Below are 14,773 nucleotides of genomic sequence, written 5' to 3'. Positions count from 1 at the left end.
GCAGCTTCTTGCGGCACGAAAGACTATCGATTTCTTCGGAGCGGGCGATGCTTTCGCCCATTGCCGTGCCGGTGACGGCACTGGAGCGCTGGCTGCTGGCGCTGATCTGCGCCGTCACATTGTCGTTTGCGGTGATTACACCCCCCTTTCAGGCACCCGACGAAAATCAGCATTATATGAAGGCGCTGCTGCTGGCGGACGGGCGGGTCATGACGGAGCAGCGGGGCGAGGAAATCGGGGCTGAGTTGTCGCGATCTGCGCTGGATCTGCACGAGATCGACTTTCCCACTGAAGTTACGGGTGAGGCGCGGCGTTTTGATCCCGGGATGGTGGAGCGGGCGTGGAGGGCGGACGCGGGGCGGCCGGGCACTGCCTTTGCCGACTTTCCCAACGTCGCCAATTATGCGCCGACGCTTTATGCGCCTTCAGCGGCCGGATTGAAGATTGGTGATGCACTGGGCCTGCCGCGCATGGGGAGCTTCTACGCAGGGCGAATAATCAATGCGCTTGGGGGCCTTGTCCTGCTGGCGGTGGCTTTTAGTCTCATGCCCTTTGGTCGATGCGCGCTGCTTGGGACGGCATTGTTGCCGACATTCTGTTATCAGACTGGGTCGCTTTCTCCCGACGCCGTCATCAACGGAATGGGCTTTGTGGGACTGGCGCTGTCCTTGCGCCTTGCCGCAATGGGTAGCAGTCCGGCTCGGTCGGCCGGGCTGCTGATTGCCGCGCCTCTCCTCGCGCTGGCGAAGGGAGTGTATTTGCCCCTGATGGCGGCGGGGCTGCAATGGCCGCAGCATCGGCGGGACATGCGGCCATGGCTGTTGCTGGGCGCGATGGCGCTGGGAGCGGCGGCTTTTATCGGCTGGATGAAGATGTCGGGCGGCAGTCAGGCGCTTTATCATATCGTATCGCGCAAGACAGGCGAGAATGTCATGACAGCGCCGCTTGGGGCGCAGTTGGCGGTCATTCTGGCTGATCCCTTGGCCTATGCCCATGTTTTGGGCTCCAGCATTATCGAGCGAGCGCCGGTTTATGCTTTGCAGATTGTCGGGCGCTTCGGGTGGAATGCGATATTGCTGCCGCTTGGCGCCTATCTGCTGGCGGCTGTCATGCTGGGGGCGGCTGTTTTGAGCGGATCGGGCGTCCGGGTCGGTGCTGCTCAAAGGCTGTGGTGGTTGGCTGTGGCTTGTGGCACCGCTTTGCTGATCGAAACGGCCATGTATTTGACGGGCACACCGCTGGGCGCGGATTATGTGCAGGGGACGCAGGGTCGTTATTTCCTGCCGCTGCTGCCTTTGGTGTTGCTGGCGATGATGCCGGAGACGGGGTTGCGGGCGGCGCGGCCGGTCTTTGCCGGATCGGCGCTGCTGTTGCTGATGATCGCGCTGGGCAGTGCCTATGACAGTTTCTGGGCGCATGGCTTTGTCACTGCCGATGGGATGCCGCCGCATGAACGGCTAAGCGACGCGCTGATCCTGCCCTCGCCCCGCTGGTAGCCAGTAGCGCCAGAGGCATAGCCAGCCCAAGCCTTCGATCCAGCCGGCGAGGACGTCGGTCGGCCAGTGGACGCCTAGCCAGACACGGCTCATGCCGATGAGGGCGATGATGAGGGCGGCGGCGAGACATGGCCCACTCAACGCCGTTCGGGCTGAGCTTGTCGAAGCCGTTTTCTTTCTAAAGGAGGAAGTAGAGCCGTTGGCTATCGCCGCCCTTCGGGTCGACAGGCTCAGGGCGAACGGTGATGGTCGGGCACGGGCACTGCTCTCCAGGCCCGTCAGCATTGCGAGCGCGCCGAACAGGACCATGGTCCCGGCGGAATGGCCGCTGGGGAAGCTGTAGCTATGCACAATGTCGATGTGCGGCAAAAGATCGGGTCGCGGCGCGGCGAAAATCTGCTTGAGGCCGGTGTTGAGCAAGGTGCCGCCGACCGTGACGAGCGCAAGCCATTGGGCGGCATATCGCTGTCGGCGGTAGAGCAAAGCGATCGCCACGACGGCCATGATGAGTAATCGCCCAACCGTGTCGCCGATGACCGAGGCCGCGACCATGACTGGCGTGACCCATGGGGCGGCCGCCCTGCCCGCTCCCGCCGCCTTCATCGCAGCGATATTGAGCGGATCGAACCAGCCGGACCGCTGGAGCAGCGCGATTGCCAGCACGCCAAGAAGCGCGAGGAGGAAAATCCCCACGCCCCTTTGCCATGAATGGCGGTCAGATATGAAGCGCGCGCCCATAAGCGGCCAGCACGCTTTCGTGCATCGATTCCGAGATGGTCGGATGCGGGAAGACGGTGTGCATCAGTTCCGCTTCGGTCGTTTCCAGCGTCTTGCCGATGGTATAGCCCTGGATCATTTCGGTGACCTCCGCGCCGACCATGTGCGCACCGAGCAGTTCGCCGGTTTTGGCGTCGAACACGGTCTTGGTGAAGCCTTCGGATTCGCCCAGCGCGATCGCCTTGCCATTGCCGATGAAGGGGAACATGCCGACCTTCACATCATAGCCTGCTTCCTTCGCCTTTGCTTCGGTGAGGCCGACGCTGGCGATCTGCGGGTGGCAATAGGTGCAGCCCGGAATGTTGCGCGAGTCCATGGCGTGTGGATGCTTGCCCGCAATGGCTTCGGCGGTGATCACGCCTTCATGGCTGGCCTTGTGCGCGAGCCATGGCGGGGCGGTGATGTCGCCGATCGCCCAGAGGCCATCGACATTGGTGCGGCACATCTCGTCGGTCTTGAGGAAACCGCGATCGTCCATCGCGACGCCCAGTTCCTTGAGGCCGATATTTTCGGTGTTGGGCACTATGCCGATGGCGACGATCATGTGGCTAAATTCAGCGGCGCTTTCCTTGCCCGCCTTATCCTTCAGCTTCGCCCTGATGCCGTTCGCGCCGACCTGAATATCGCTGACGCCAGCGCTGGTCATGATGGTCATGCCCTGCTTCTTCAGCGCCTTTTCGAGGAAGGCGGAAACGTCCGCATCCTCTACGGGCACGACGCGGTCCATCATTTCGACAACGGTCACTTCTGCGCCCATGTCATTGTAGAAGCTGGCGAATTCGATACCGATCGCGCCCGATCCGATGACCAGCAGCTTGGTCGGCATTTCGGGCGGCGTCATGGCATGGCGATAGGTCCACACCCGCTTGCCATCGGTGGGCGTGCCGGGCAGATCGCGGGCGCGGGCTCCGGTGGCGAGGATGATGTTCTTTGCGGTCAGTTCCTCGGTCTTGCCGTCCTTGGTGACGGAGAGCTTGCCCCCAGACTTACCAGCCCCGGTCAGCTTGCCGTCGCCCATGTGGACGGTGATCTTGTTCTTCTTCATCAGGTGCGTGATGCCCTGATTGAGTTGCTTGGCGACACCGCGCGAGCGTTTGACGACGGCGGCGATGTCGGCGCTGATCTTTTCGGCGGCCAGGCCATAGTCGCCCGCATGTTGCATATAGTGGAAGATCTCCGCCGAACGCAGCAGCGCCTTGGTCGGGATGCAGCCCCAGTTTAGGCAGATGCCGCCGAGATTTTCGCGCTCTACGATGGCGGTCTTGAGCCCAAGCTGCGCCGCGCGGATCGCGGCCACATAGCCGCCGGGGCCGGAGCCCAGAACAATGACGTCGTAATTCTCAGCCATGGTCAAACTTTCTTGTTAAGCCGCAATCATGGGCGGAACGGTGCGGGGCTGGCGATCCTCACCGATCGCGACGAAAGTGAAGGTCGCCTTGGTCACGCGATAGGAGCGGTCGTCATGGCGGGTGCGGCGCCAGGCCTCGACGTCGATCTTCATCGACGTGCGGCCGACCGAGATGAGCTTTGCGAAGACCGAAACTTCGTCACCGACGACTACGGGGCGCAGGAAGCTCATGCCTTCGACGGCGATTGTTACGGCGCGGCCCTTGCTATGGCGCGCGGCGACGGAACCCGCCGCCGAGTCCATGAGGCTCATCAGCCAGCCGCCGAAAATATCCCCATAGGGATTGGTGTCGGCGGGCATGGCGATAACGCGGACGGCGGGGCTTTCCTCCGGCGGCAGTTCGTCGGCAGCGCGCATCAGGCGAGCATGCCGATGGGATTTTCCACCAGTTCGCGGAAGACCTGCATCAGGCGGGCGCCATCCGCGCCGTCGATGGCGCGGTGGTCGAAGCTGCCGGTGGCGGACATGACGGTCGCGATCTGGAGCGAATCATCGACGACGAAGGGCCGCTTTTCGCCTGCGCCGATCGCCATGATCATGGCCTGGGGCGGGTTGATGACGGCTTCGAACTGCTTGATGCCGAACATGCCCATGTTGGAGAGTGACGCGGTGCCGCCCTGATATTCTTCCGGCTTGAGCTTACCGTCCTTCGCGCGGGCGGCGAGATCCTTCATCGCGGTGGAGATGGCGGCGACGCCCTTGCTGTCCGCGCCGGTCACGATCGGGGTGATGAGGCCGCCGGGGATGGACACGGCCACGCTGATGTCGGCGCGGCTGAATTGCAGCATCTGGTCGCCCGCAAACTGAACGTTGCATTCGGGCACCTGGATGAGGGCGACGCCCAGCGCCTTGATGAGGAGGTCGTTGACGGACAGCTTCACGTTGCGGCTGGCGAGACCGGCGTTGAGTTCGGTGCGCAGCTTCAGGAGCTTGTCGAGCTGAATGTCGACGGTGAGGTAGATGTGGGGGACCTGCTGCTTGGATTCGGTGAGGCGGCGGGCGATCGTCTTGCGCATGCCGCTGAGCTTGATGACTTCGTGCGGGATGCCGAAATCCTGCGCGGGTGCGGGTGCCGCGAGCGCGGGCGCCGGGGCTGCTGCGGCCGGAGCCGGGGCGGCGGTGGGAGCCTTGGCCGAAGCGCCTTCCAGATCGGATTTCACGATGCGGCCATTGGGGCCGGTGCCGGTGAGGCTGGCGAGGTCTAGGCCTTTTTCCTCGGCGATACGGCGCGCGAGGGGGCTGGCCTTTACGCGGTCGCCGGATTGGGGGGCGGGCATGTCGGATTTGGGTGCGGGAGCTTCTGCCTTGGCGGGCACGGGATCGGCCTTGGGCGCGGCGGCGGCTGGCTTGGGGGCGGGAGCGGAGCCGCCTTCGGCTGCTTGCGCGAGGTCTTCGCCTTCTTCGGCGATGATGGCGATGACGGTGCCGACCTTCACGCCTTCGGAGCCTTCAGAGACAAGGATCTTGGCGATCTTGCCCTCGTCCACGGCTTCAAATTCCATGGTCGCCTTGTCGGTTTCGATCTCCGCCAGCAGATCCCCCGACGATACGGTGTCGCCTTCCTTCACCAGCCATTTAGCCAGCGTCCCCTCTTCCATCGTGGGAGACAAGGCGGGCATCTGGATTTTCTTGCTCATGCGTGAAGGCCTCTCTTCTTTTCCCGGGCGGGCGGGTAAGCGTTGGATGCCGTTTTGACCCTTTGGGCGGGAGGGTCAAGGGCGTGGCTTGCGCCTTGGGCTATAATCCGCCACATTTCACCAGACTGGTTCACAATTTACCAGATTGGTTCAAACATAAGGGCGGCAGAGGGCATCGGCCGCCATTTTGGCGTGGGATGCAACAGCTATGCGGACTTATCTGGTTGTAGTGGACGAATCGCCGGAGGCCGAAACCGCGCTGCGTTTCGCGGCCCGGCGTGCGGCCAAGACGGCGGGGTCTATCCGTATCCTTGCGCTCGTTCCGCCTGCTGAGTTCGTGCAGTGGGGCGGCGTGCAGGCGACGATGGAGGACGAGGCGCGGCAGCGGGCCGAAGCGCTGGTGACGAGCGCGGCGGGTACGCTGACGGAGGAATCCGGCATTCGGCCGAGCATCACCGTGCGGCAGGGCGATGCCGTCGCGGTGGTGCGTGAGACGCTGGACGAGATGCCCGATGTTGCGGCGCTGGTGCTAGGCGCGGCGGCCAGCGGCCATCCGGGCGCGCTGGTATCGCATTTTGCAGGCGCGGACGCGGGCAAGCTGCCCTGCCCTATCATGGTCATTCCGGGCGGGTTGAGTGCGGAGGCGATCGATCGGCTGAGTTGAGGGGCAGTTGTGGTTGCTCCAAAGGAGCTGTCTCTTTTGCCGATCGAGCTTTAGCCTGTGGGCATGATAGATCCTGAAACAAGTTCAGGATGACGAGTTGGAAGACGGAGGGGACAAATTATCGCTTATGCCGTCCCCGTTTTGCGCCCATGTGCCGGATGTTTGCGGGGCGGCCGCGTTTCGCGCCGGGACGTGTCCTGTCCTTCTTGAAGCTCGGCCGTTGCGGTGGGGCGTCGGGGAGTTCGAAGCGGAGGGAACCGTTGATCGGGTCCGCTTCGGCAAGGCGTAGCTGGAGATGCTGGCCGACGGTGTAGCGGTCGCCGCTCTCTACCCCCTCCAGCGCACGGCCAGCTTCATCGTAGAAGAAGCGTTCGTCCCCCATGGTGGAGACCGGGACGAGGCCGTCGCCGCCAAGCCCCTCCACCGTCGCGAAGAAGCCGAAATTTTGCACGCCCGTGATGCGGGCGTTGACCATTTCGCCGACATGAGCGGCGAGATAGGCGGCGACATAGCGGTCGATCGTCTCCCGCTCCGCCTCCATCGCGCGGCGTTCGTGCTGGCTGATCATCTCGCCGACGCGGCCCATATTTTCATGATCGTCGGCGCTGAGCGACGTGCGGTCGGGCAGCGCGCCACCCTTGGGCGAGGGGAGTTCGAGCTTGTAACCGCCGACCAGCGCACGATGGACCAATAGGTCCGCGTAGCGGCGGATGGGCGAGGTGAAATGCGCATAGGAACCGAGCGCCAGGCCGAAATGGCCCATATTCGCGGGGCTGTAATAGGCCTGGGTCTGGCTGCGCAGGATTTGCTCCATGATCTGCGGCTTTTCCTCCGCTTCGCCAATGCGGTTGATCAGATGGTTGAAGGTCGAAGGCTTGATGACCTGCCCCAGCGCGAAGTCGATGTCGAAAGTCGCGAGATACTCCTTGAGCGCGACCAGCTTTTCCCGGCTGGGCGGTTCATGGACGCGGTACATGACGGGCGCCTTCTTGCCTTCGAGCGCCTTGGCGGCGGCGACGTTGGCGGCGATCATATAATCTTCGATCAGCATATGCGCGTCGAGACGTTCGCGGACGGCGACGCTGACGATCTTGCCATGCTCGTCGAGGACGACGCGGCGTTCGGGGAGGTCGAGGGCGAGCGGGTCGCGCTTGTCGCGGGCCTTGCGGAGAAGTTTCCAGCAGGACCATAGGGGTTTCAGGGCGGATTCGAGCAAATCTAGCCCCTCCCCTTCAGGGGAGGGGTTGGGGTGGGGGCTATCCTCATGACTCAACGACTGGGGCGCGGCCCCACCCCCAACCCCTCCCCTGAAGGGGAGGGGCTTTATGCCGTCTATTGCGGCCTGGGCGTCTTCGTAGGCGAGGACAGCGGCGACGCGGATGATGGCGCGGGTGAAATGCCAATTGGTGACTTTGCCGGATGCGTCGATGGTGAGGTGGCAGGCCATGGCTGCGCGATCTTGTCCGGCGCGGAGCGAGCACATGTCGGATGACAGCTGGTGCGGGAGCATGGGGACGACGAGGTCGGGGAAATAGACGCTGTTGCCGCGCTTTCGGGCTTCCTTGTCGAGGGCGCTGCCGGGGCGGACATAGTAGCTGACGTCGGCGATGGCGACGATGGCGCGATAGCCGCCGGGGTTGGCGGGGTCTTCGTCCGGTGCGGCCCAGACGGCGTCGTCATGGTCGCGTGCATCGACCGGGTCGATGGCGACGATGGGCAGGTGGCGCAGGTCCTCTCGCTTATCCTCATTCAGGGCGATGTCCGAGGCGACGACAGCCTCATCTTCCACCTGTTCGGGGAATACATGCGGAATGCCATATTTGTGGATCGCGATGAGGCTGAAGCTGCGGGGAGCGAAGGGGTCGCCCAATATGTCGGTTACGCGGGCGCTGATGCGCGGCGGGCGGCCAACGGGCTCGGCCAGCACAAGATCGCCGGGATTGGCGTTGCCCGCGTCGCTGATCGGCGTATCTTTGCGGATGCGCTTGTCTACGGGGCGTAGCCATAGCTTGCCGCCCTCTCCCGCTTCCACCACGCCAAGCAGTTCCTCGCTTGCCTTGGCGAGCTTCTTCATCGGGTGGGCGACCCAGCCGCGCCCGGCCTCTTCCGTACGGGCAAGGATGCGGTCCCCGATGGTCAGCGCGCCCCTCTTGCCGCGTTCCATTACGCGAAGCCGGGGTGCGGGCTGGCCTTCCGCTTCCCAGCGCTCGGGCGTGGCGATGAGGGTCGTGCCATCGACATCGACGATGCGCAGGACGGTGACCTTTGGTACGCCGCCCATTTTGTGGAAGGCGCGCGCGGGGCCAATGTCCAGCAGCCCTTCGTCGGCCATGTCCTTCAGCAACGCTTTCAGCGCGATCTTTTCCTGCCCTTTGAGGCCGAAGGCTTTGGCGATTTCCCGCTTGCCTGCGGGCTGATCCGAGGAGGTGACGAAGTCCATCACCTGATCGCGAGTGGGGAAGCCGGCGGGCCGGACTTTTTCGGGTTTCTTCTGCTTTTGGGCCGATGCCATGGATCAGCTATAGGGAAGGCCCGAGCAGCGTACCAGATGGCTTGGCCGAGATTTGCGGCGCTGCTCGCTATTCCACCAACTTACGGGCGCGGTCACGCCAAACCTCCGCCAGGACGGGCAGGCTCGCCAGCGCCCGGACGGCATTCGGTTCGACCTTGTGCCGCCCGCCGATCAGCAGGCGAAAGACGCGGGCTATGGGCCATTCGGGAAAAGGACGGTCGAGCAGGTCCATGCGCCCTTTAGCGTCCGCCTCCCCTTCGCGCAGCACGCGGAAATAGAGGCCTGCGCGGCCGGTCTTCACAATGGTAGCCAATATGTCGCGCGAACCGAAGCGGTGATCGAGCTTCCAGCAGGGTTGGCGTCCATGGCTGACCTCCACCAGCGCGCTGCCGAGGGAGAAGCGGTCGCCGAGGCAGATTTCCTCCTCCGTCATGCCAAGGGAGGCTATATTTTCGCCGAAAGCGCCGGGGGCCTGAAGCAACGGGTGATCAGGCTTTCGTTCGCGCCACCAGTCATAATGTTCCTGGGGGTAGAGATGGATCGCCTTGTCCCACCCGCCATGATGGACAGGGTCGGCGACGGCATCCCCGTCAAGCCCCTGCCATCCGATCCGGACGACGCCGTCCACAGGCCGTTTCGCTATGGCGCTGTAATCGCCGTCGCGAAAGGGCATGGGCGCGCCGGTCAGCAATGCCTCGATTGTAAGATGCTCAGCCATTCCGCCCCTATGACAGTGGCGCGGAATGTTGGCGAGGGGGTCAGGCGCGGCTTAATTCCGACGCCAGCTTCAACACTTCGCTGCCGCTGTCGGTCTGGACGAGATAGGCGGGGTTCTTCGCCGTTCCATTACGGCGAATCAGTGCGCCCTCGATCGTCTTTTCCACATGGCGGTCAAACCGTTCGGCCACGCGCCCACGGCCTACGCCTTGCCCCCAATTCCACTTAACGCGCATCCCCCTGCGGAAAGCTTCGGACATCTTCATCCTTCTCCTGCCGCGACATCATGGCGGCCTTTCGATACGGTCATGACGACAAAAATCCCGGTTGCGGATGCGGTTCCCTTGGGTTTTTCGTTTGGCTGGGTTAAGGCGCGGCAGATGGACGTTACTGGCCTTCGCGTCGCGCTCTTCAGCGGCAATTACAATTATGTGCGCGATGGCGCGAACCAGGCGCTCAACCGCTTTGTGGGCTATTTGTTGCGTCAGGGCGCGGCCGTACGCGTTTATTCGCCGACGACTGCGACGCCCGCATTCGAGCCGACCGGCGATCTGGTGAGCGCGCCATCCCTGGCGATTCCAGGGCGGAAGGAATATCGCGTGCCCTATCGCATGTCGGGGCATGTTCGGCGCGACCTGAAGCGGTTTCGGCCTAATCTGGTCCATGTGTCGAGCCCTGATCCACTGGGACACCGGGCGGTTACATGGGCGAGGAACAGCGGGCTTCCCGCAGTGGCTTCGGTCCATACGCGGTTTGAAACCTATCCGCGCTATTACGGGCTGGCCTTTCTGGAGCCGGTGATCGAGTCGATGCTGCGGCGATTTTACCGGCGCTGCGATGCTATCGTCGCGCCTTCGGAGTCCATGGCGCAGCTGCTGCGCGAACAGCGGATGAGCTATGATGTGGGCATCTGGACGCGGGGGATCGACCGGGACATCTTCAATCCGGGACGTCGCGACATGGCGTGGCGGCAGTCGCTAGGGATTGAAGATGATGAGCCGGTGATCGGCTTCATCGGCCGTCTGGTGATGGAAAAGGGGCTGGACGTCTTTTCCGATGCGATCGACCAGCTGAAGATGCGCGATGTGCGGCACAAGGTGCTGATCATCGGCGAAGGCCCCGCGCGGGAGTGGTTTCAGAACCGGCTGCCCGACGCTGTCTTCACAGGGTTCCAAAAGGGTGATGAGCTGGGCCGCGCGGTTGCGAGCATGGATATGCTGTTCAATCCCTCGATCACCGAGACGTTCGGCAATGTGACGCTGGAGGCGATGGCTTGTGCGCTTCCCACGGTGGCGGCGCGGGCGACGGGTAGCGAAAGCCTGGTTACCGAGGGCGTGACTGGCCGCCTGATCCGTCCGGGGGCGATCGGGGCCTTTGCCGATGCCTTGGCGAGCTATTGCACACATCCTGACGCGCGGGCCGATGCCGGGGCTGCCGCAATGGCGGAGGCGGAGCGATATGGGTGGGATCAGGTGAACCAGGCGCTTGTCGATACTTATATCCGGGTGATCCGCCAGCGGACGCAGGGCGCGCGGTTGCGCTCCAGCCCGGTTCCTTAAACCGCGCACTTTCCCTATATCGGGGCGATGGTCGATCTTTTTGCTTCCGATGCCGTGAACGAGCCGGGTGATGCCGGAGAAAATGCGCCGCTGGCCGATCGCCTGCGGCCGCGTACTTTGGCCGATGTGGTGGGGCAGGAGCATCTGACCGGGCCGGAAGGCGCGATCGGGCGGATGGTGGCGGCTGGGCGGCTTTCGTCCATCATCCTGTGGGGACCTCCGGGTACGGGCAAGACGACGATCGCGCGGCTGCTGGCCGACGCGGTGGATATGCGGTTCGAGCCGATCTCCGCCGTGTTTTCGGGCGTCGCCGACCTCAAGAAGGTCTTTGCGGCGGCCAAGGAGCATGCCCGGCGCGGGGACAAGACTTTGTTGTTCGTGGACGAGATTCACAGGTTCAACCGGGCGCAGCAGGACAGTTTCCTGCCCTTTGTCGAGGATGGGACCGTGACGCTGGTGGGGGCGACCACGGAGAACCCCAGTTTCGAATTGAACGCGGCGTTGATGTCACGGGCGCAGGTGTTGATCCTGCACCGGCTGGATGCCGCCGCGCTGGAGCTGTTGCTGGAGCGGGCGGAGGCGATCACGCAGCGGCCTTTGCCACTTACTGCGGCGGCGCGGGACGCTTTGCTGGCTAGCGCGGATGGTGATGGGCGGTTCCTGCTTAATCAGGTGGAGACGCTGTATTCGATCGATCTTGGCGAGCCGCTCGATCCGGCTGGGCTGTCGGCTTTGCTGCACCGGCGCATGGCGGTTTATGACAAGGATCGGGAGGGGCATTACAACCTGATCTCGGCGCTGCACAAGGCATTGCGCGGATCGGACCCGCAGGCCGCGCTCTACTATCTGGCGCGGATGCTGACGGCGGGAGAGCAGCCGCTTTATGTGCTGCGGCGGCTGGTGCGCTTTGCGAGTGAGGATATCGGCCTCGCCGACCCGCAGGCATTGGTGCAGTGCCTTGCGGCGAAGGACAGCTATGACTTTCTGGGAAGCCCAGAGGGGGAGCTGGCGATCGTGCAGGCTTGCCTTTATTGCGCGACGGCGCCCAAATCCAACGCAGCCTATGCGGCGATGAAGGCCGCGTGGAAATCGGCGCGGGATACCGGGTCGCTGATGCCGCCCAAGAATATCCTGAACGCCCCTACCCGGCTGATGAAGACCATCGGCTATGGCAAGGGCTATCAATATGATCATGATCAGGCGGAGGGCTTTTCGGGCGATAATTATTGGCCCGAGGAGATGGAGCCGCAGACTTTCTTCGCGCCGACCGATCGTGGGTTCGAAGCGCGCATAGCCGAGCGCATGGCCTATTGGGACAAGCTGCGGGCCGAGCGCGGCGGAGGCGAATGACACCGCGCTTTGCCCGATATGCCGCGATCGACTGGTCCGGCGCGAAGGGCGTGCGGCATAAGGGGATAGCGGTCGCGCTGTGCGAGCGTGGTGATGCAGTTCCCCGGCTTATCCATCCGAAGGACGGCGGTTTCTGGTCCCGCGCGGTGGTGGCGGAATGGCTGATCGCGGCGGCTGCGGAGGCGCCGACGCTGTTTGGGTTCGATTTCAGCTTTGCGCCGCCCTTCGTGGCGCGGGAAGCGTATCTGCCGGGTGATGAGGTGCCGGTGACGGGGCCTGACTTCTGGGCTTATGTGGATAGCGTGTGCGATGATCCCGATCTGGGCGCGGGCAGCCTGCTGCACGTCACGCACCGCCGCCATTTCTACTTCGGCAAGGCGGACGGGGTGAAGGCGGACTTCATGCACAACCGGGTGTGCGAAGCGCATTATAATGCGGGCGGTGGGGGCAAGCCCTCCACCGTCTATGACGCGATCGGCGCGGCTCAGGTGGCGAAGGCGAGCTTTGCGGGGATGCGCCTGCTCCATCATGTGCGGGATCATGTTCCCGTCTGGCCATTCGACCCCGCACTGCGCGACGGGTCGCTGGTAGTGGAGATTTATACCAGCATCGCGGCGCGGGCGGCGGGGCGGCCCAAGGGGCGGACGAAGATGCGCGACCTGGGCGCTTTGGACGATGCGCTATCCGCGCTCGGCTCTCAGCCCTATGAGGGATTGCCGCCGGATGATCATGGCGCGGACGCGATCGTGACCGCCGCGTGGATGCGCAACGTCGCGCCGAGGCCGAGCATCTGGACCCCGCCCGCGCTCAATCCGCATATTGCCGCAACGGAGGGCTGGACGTTCGGTGTCATCTGATAGTAAGGCGCTTTTCCGTCCGATGGACGTGCCGGCTTAGCTCAGTTGGTAGAGCACCTGATTTGTAATCAGGGGGTCAGGGGTTCGAACCCTCTAGCCGGCACCATCGCTCTTGCAGGCAGCGATTTAGAAACCAGCCTTTTTATTTTCCGGTTTATCCCGCCGCACTTCCACTGTCTTTATCCCAGTGTCCAGGGAGCCATATTTCGGCGTGGAATCGGGGCCGGGCTTGGGGCCGCTGTCCCTGGGGCCTCGGTCGCCTCCGCCCCCACCGCCACTGGATGCGGCAATGGCTTCAGAGCTTAGCGAAGTGGACAAGAGGATGGTCATGGCGGGCGGGACCGTTGCAGCGAACCGGCCGCAGGTCTTCAGAAAATTGCGCCTGTCCTCCGTTACCGACGAATTCAGCTGGTCATCCATGATGCGATCCCTCTCTATCCTCCTCATAGAGTACAGAAGAGCCGCGCCGATGGATTGGCAATAAAGAGACATAGACTTTAGGATAATGTGGAGCTGCGCAGGGCAGCCCAAAAGCAAAATGGGGGCCGACATCGCTGTCGGTCCCCACTTCCGTCGTGTCCCGGATCCGCTTCCCTTTCAGGATGCGATCATCGGACTCGGCGCGCGATGCTTCTACCGAGAAGGTTTGGCATCGTGTCTGCTCCGGCTGTCCGGCTATTCGCCATATTCCGCAGCTGTCTTCAAAATTCCAGGTCCGACGTTCGCTTTCGCGCGTGCATGACATGGGCCTTAGAAGACCATCAGTTTCCATTCGAACCTTGCAGTCCCAATTTCAGCCTGATGACCGAAACGTCAGTCAAATCTTTGATATGATCGCCGATTTGATGATCCGGATTTCTCCGTTTCTTCTTTCGTTTCGATAACCCGAAGGTCTCACCAAATGTGAGTCGTTCAAAGCGGAATCTGACGGTTCAACGACAGCCCCTGTCTAAAGCTGTGGATAAGTGTGGATATTTTTTCGCGCCGGTCAGCGGCCCTTCCAAACACCCGGACGCTTCTCGACGAAGGCGGTCATGCCCTCTACCCGATCTTCCGTGGCGGTGAGCAGCTGGAACAGACGCCTTTCGGTCAGTAGCCCCTGACCCAGCATGGTTTCGAAGGCGAGGTTCACCATCTCCTTGTTCACCATGGTCGCCATGGGCGGCATGGAAGCAATGGCCGCAGCAGTCTTGAGCGCGTCATCCACCAACTCCGCCGCCGGTACGATGCGCGAAACGAGGCCCGAACGCTCGGCTTCCTCCGCGCCCATCATGCGGCTGGTGAGGCACATTTCCATCGCCTTCGCCTTGCCGACCGCCTTGGTAAGGCGCTGCGATCCACCCATGCCCGGCGCGACGCCTAGCTTGATTTCCGGCTGACCGAATTTGGCCGTGTCCGCCGCGATGATGAAGTCGGCCATCATGGCGAGTTCGCACCCGCCGCCCAGCGCGAAGCCCGCGACAGCGGCGATCCACGGCTTGCGCGTTGCCACCACATGTTTTTGCCAGCCGGAAAAAAAGTCCTCCAGGAAGAAGTCGGCGGCTTCCTTGCTGACCATTTCCTTGATGTCCGCACCTGCGGCGAAGGCCTTTTCGCTGCCGGTCAGGACCAGGCACAGTTGCGAGGGATCGGCGTCATAGGCCGCGAAAGCGGCGCTGAGGTCCGCCAGAACTTGCGTGTTGAGTGCGTTCAGCGCCTGCGGACGGTTCAGCGTGACCAGCGTCACCGCTTCGCGCTGTTCGACCAAAATCGTTTCGAAGCTCATCGTCATATTCCTTCAAATCTGCGTTGCAGCG

Annotated in this window: 14 protein-coding genes and 1 tRNA gene; 6 read left to right on the top strand and 9 right to left on the bottom strand. The window is 63.1% G+C overall.

The window, feature by feature from the left end:
* The first annotated feature begins 47 nt into the window (after positions 1-47).
* The gene (locus tag AC6JBC_RS06645) at positions 48-1,496 is read left to right on the top strand and encodes a DUF2142 domain-containing protein (RefSeq protein ID WP_498023494.1); all 1,449 of its coding nucleotides are present in this window, start codon (positions 48-50) and stop codon (positions 1,494-1,496) included.
* On the opposite strand, the gene AC6JBC_RS06640 is transcribed toward AC6JBC_RS06645, so the two are convergent.
* The 4 genes from AC6JBC_RS06640 to AC6JBC_RS06625 are packed head-to-tail and all read right to left on the bottom strand — an operon-like array spanning position 1,458 to position 5,318.
* Entirely contained in the window at positions 1,458-2,234 is a 777-nt protein-coding gene (locus tag AC6JBC_RS06640) for a phosphatase PAP2 family protein (RefSeq protein WP_498023492.1), read from the bottom strand. The genes AC6JBC_RS06645 and AC6JBC_RS06640 overlap by 39 nt on opposite strands.
* Positions 2,212-3,621: a dihydrolipoyl dehydrogenase gene (gene lpdA, locus AC6JBC_RS06635; RefSeq protein WP_498023490.1), complete on the bottom strand. Its 1,410-nt coding sequence runs from the start codon at positions 3,619-3,621 to the stop codon at positions 2,212-2,214. Before lpdA ends, AC6JBC_RS06640 begins: the two co-directional genes overlap by 23 nt.
* Before the next feature lie 15 nt (positions 3,622-3,636).
* A complete protein-coding gene (locus AC6JBC_RS06630; RefSeq protein ID WP_464788607.1) occupies positions 3,637-4,038 on the bottom strand; it encodes an acyl-CoA thioesterase in 402 nt (133 codons plus the stop codon).
* Complete coding sequence (locus AC6JBC_RS06625; protein ID WP_498023488.1) at positions 4,038-5,318, bottom strand: pyruvate dehydrogenase complex dihydrolipoamide acetyltransferase; 1,281 nt, start codon at positions 5,316-5,318, stop codon at positions 4,038-4,040. Before AC6JBC_RS06625 ends, AC6JBC_RS06630 begins: the two co-directional genes overlap by 1 nt.
* 208 nt (positions 5,319-5,526) lie before the next feature.
* Here AC6JBC_RS06625 and AC6JBC_RS06620 point away from each other — a divergent pair, with 208 nt between their 5' ends.
* Entirely contained in the window at positions 5,527-5,982 is a 456-nt protein-coding gene (locus tag AC6JBC_RS06620) for a universal stress protein (protein WP_097092817.1), read from the top strand.
* A gap of 118 nt (positions 5,983-6,100) precedes the next feature.
* On the opposite strand, the gene AC6JBC_RS06615 is transcribed toward AC6JBC_RS06620, so the two are convergent.
* The 3 genes from AC6JBC_RS06615 to AC6JBC_RS06605 form a co-directional block, all read right to left on the bottom strand.
* Positions 6,101-8,494, bottom strand: coding sequence for a ribonuclease R family protein (locus AC6JBC_RS06615; protein WP_498023485.1), 2,394 nt, complete (start codon positions 8,492-8,494; stop codon positions 6,101-6,103).
* Between the two features lie 67 nt (positions 8,495-8,561).
* Complete coding sequence (locus tag AC6JBC_RS06610) at positions 8,562-9,212, bottom strand: MOSC domain-containing protein (protein WP_498023483.1); 651 nt, start codon at positions 9,210-9,212, stop codon at positions 8,562-8,564.
* A 40-nt stretch (positions 9,213-9,252) separates the two neighbouring features.
* The gene (locus tag AC6JBC_RS06605; RefSeq protein ID WP_196225914.1) at positions 9,253-9,471 is read right to left on the bottom strand and encodes a hypervirulence associated TUDOR domain-containing protein; all 219 of its coding nucleotides are present in this window, start codon (positions 9,469-9,471) and stop codon (positions 9,253-9,255) included.
* A gap of 120 nt (positions 9,472-9,591) precedes the next feature.
* On the opposite strand from AC6JBC_RS06605, the gene AC6JBC_RS06600 reads away from it, so the two are divergent.
* The 4 genes from AC6JBC_RS06600 (at position 9,592) to AC6JBC_RS06585 (ending at position 13,083) form a co-directional block, all read left to right on the top strand.
* A complete protein-coding gene (locus AC6JBC_RS06600; protein ID WP_498026017.1) occupies positions 9,592-10,770 on the top strand; it encodes a glycosyltransferase family 4 protein in 1,179 nt (392 codons plus the stop codon).
* Between the two features lie 27 nt (positions 10,771-10,797).
* A complete protein-coding gene (locus AC6JBC_RS06595; RefSeq protein WP_498023481.1) occupies positions 10,798-12,120 on the top strand; it encodes a replication-associated recombination protein A in 1,323 nt (440 codons plus the stop codon).
* Positions 12,117-12,977: a hypothetical protein gene (locus AC6JBC_RS06590; protein ID WP_498023479.1), complete on the top strand. Its 861-nt coding sequence runs from the start codon at positions 12,117-12,119 to the stop codon at positions 12,975-12,977. The genes AC6JBC_RS06595 and AC6JBC_RS06590 overlap by 4 nt, the downstream gene beginning before the upstream one ends.
* A 30-nt stretch (positions 12,978-13,007) precedes the next feature.
* Positions 13,008-13,083, top strand: a tRNA-Thr gene (locus AC6JBC_RS06585).
* A gap of 20 nt (positions 13,084-13,103) precedes the next feature.
* Here the strand turns inward: AC6JBC_RS06585 and AC6JBC_RS06580 are convergent.
* Both AC6JBC_RS06580 and AC6JBC_RS06575 read right to left on the bottom strand, forming a co-directional pair.
* Complete coding sequence (locus AC6JBC_RS06580) at positions 13,104-13,397, bottom strand: hypothetical protein (protein ID WP_464788601.1); 294 nt, start codon at positions 13,395-13,397, stop codon at positions 13,104-13,106.
* 568 nt (positions 13,398-13,965) lie between these two features.
* The gene (locus AC6JBC_RS06575) at positions 13,966-14,742 is read right to left on the bottom strand and encodes an enoyl-CoA hydratase-related protein (protein WP_498023477.1); all 777 of its coding nucleotides are present in this window, start codon (positions 14,740-14,742) and stop codon (positions 13,966-13,968) included.
* Between the last annotated feature and the right edge of the window lie 31 nt (positions 14,743-14,773).

The sequence above is a fragment of the Sphingobium sp. RC1 genome (assembly GCF_059738765.1).
The sequence above is the reverse complement of the archived record's forward strand: the minus strand, read 5'-3'. Positions and strand labels throughout refer to the sequence as shown.

Excerpts from the sequence above, each read along its gene's own strand:
- AC6JBC_RS06645 (WP_498023494.1), top strand. The coding sequence starts at position 48 with ATGCTTTCGCCCATTGCCGTGCCGGTGACGGCACTGGAGCGCTGGCTG.
- AC6JBC_RS06640 (WP_498023492.1), bottom strand. The coding sequence starts at position 2,234 with ATGGGCGCGCGCTTCATATCTGACCGCCATTCATGGCAAAGGGGCGTG.
- lpdA (WP_498023490.1), bottom strand. The coding sequence starts at position 3,621 with ATGGCTGAGAATTACGACGTCATTGTTCTGGGCTCCGGCCCCGGCGGC.
- AC6JBC_RS06630 (WP_464788607.1), bottom strand. The coding sequence starts at position 4,038 with ATGCGCGCTGCCGACGAACTGCCGCCGGAGGAAAGCCCCGCCGTCCGC.
- AC6JBC_RS06625 (WP_498023488.1), bottom strand. The coding sequence starts at position 5,318 with ATGAGCAAGAAAATCCAGATGCCCGCCTTGTCTCCCACGATGGAAGAG.
- AC6JBC_RS06620 (WP_097092817.1), top strand. The coding sequence starts at position 5,527 with ATGCGGACTTATCTGGTTGTAGTGGACGAATCGCCGGAGGCCGAAACC.
- AC6JBC_RS06615 (WP_498023485.1), bottom strand. The coding sequence starts at position 8,494 with ATGGCATCGGCCCAAAAGCAGAAGAAACCCGAAAAAGTCCGGCCCGCC.
- AC6JBC_RS06610 (WP_498023483.1), bottom strand. The coding sequence starts at position 9,212 with ATGGCTGAGCATCTTACAATCGAGGCATTGCTGACCGGCGCGCCCATG.
- AC6JBC_RS06605 (WP_196225914.1), bottom strand. The coding sequence starts at position 9,471 with ATGTCCGAAGCTTTCCGCAGGGGGATGCGCGTTAAGTGGAATTGGGGG.
- AC6JBC_RS06600 (WP_498026017.1), top strand. The coding sequence starts at position 9,592 with ATGGACGTTACTGGCCTTCGCGTCGCGCTCTTCAGCGGCAATTACAAT.
- AC6JBC_RS06595 (WP_498023481.1), top strand. The coding sequence starts at position 10,798 with ATGGTCGATCTTTTTGCTTCCGATGCCGTGAACGAGCCGGGTGATGCC.
- AC6JBC_RS06590 (WP_498023479.1), top strand. The coding sequence starts at position 12,117 with ATGACACCGCGCTTTGCCCGATATGCCGCGATCGACTGGTCCGGCGCG.
- AC6JBC_RS06580 (WP_464788601.1), bottom strand. The coding sequence starts at position 13,397 with ATGGATGACCAGCTGAATTCGTCGGTAACGGAGGACAGGCGCAATTTT.
- AC6JBC_RS06575 (WP_498023477.1), bottom strand. The coding sequence starts at position 14,742 with ATGAGCTTCGAAACGATTTTGGTCGAACAGCGCGAAGCGGTGACGCTG.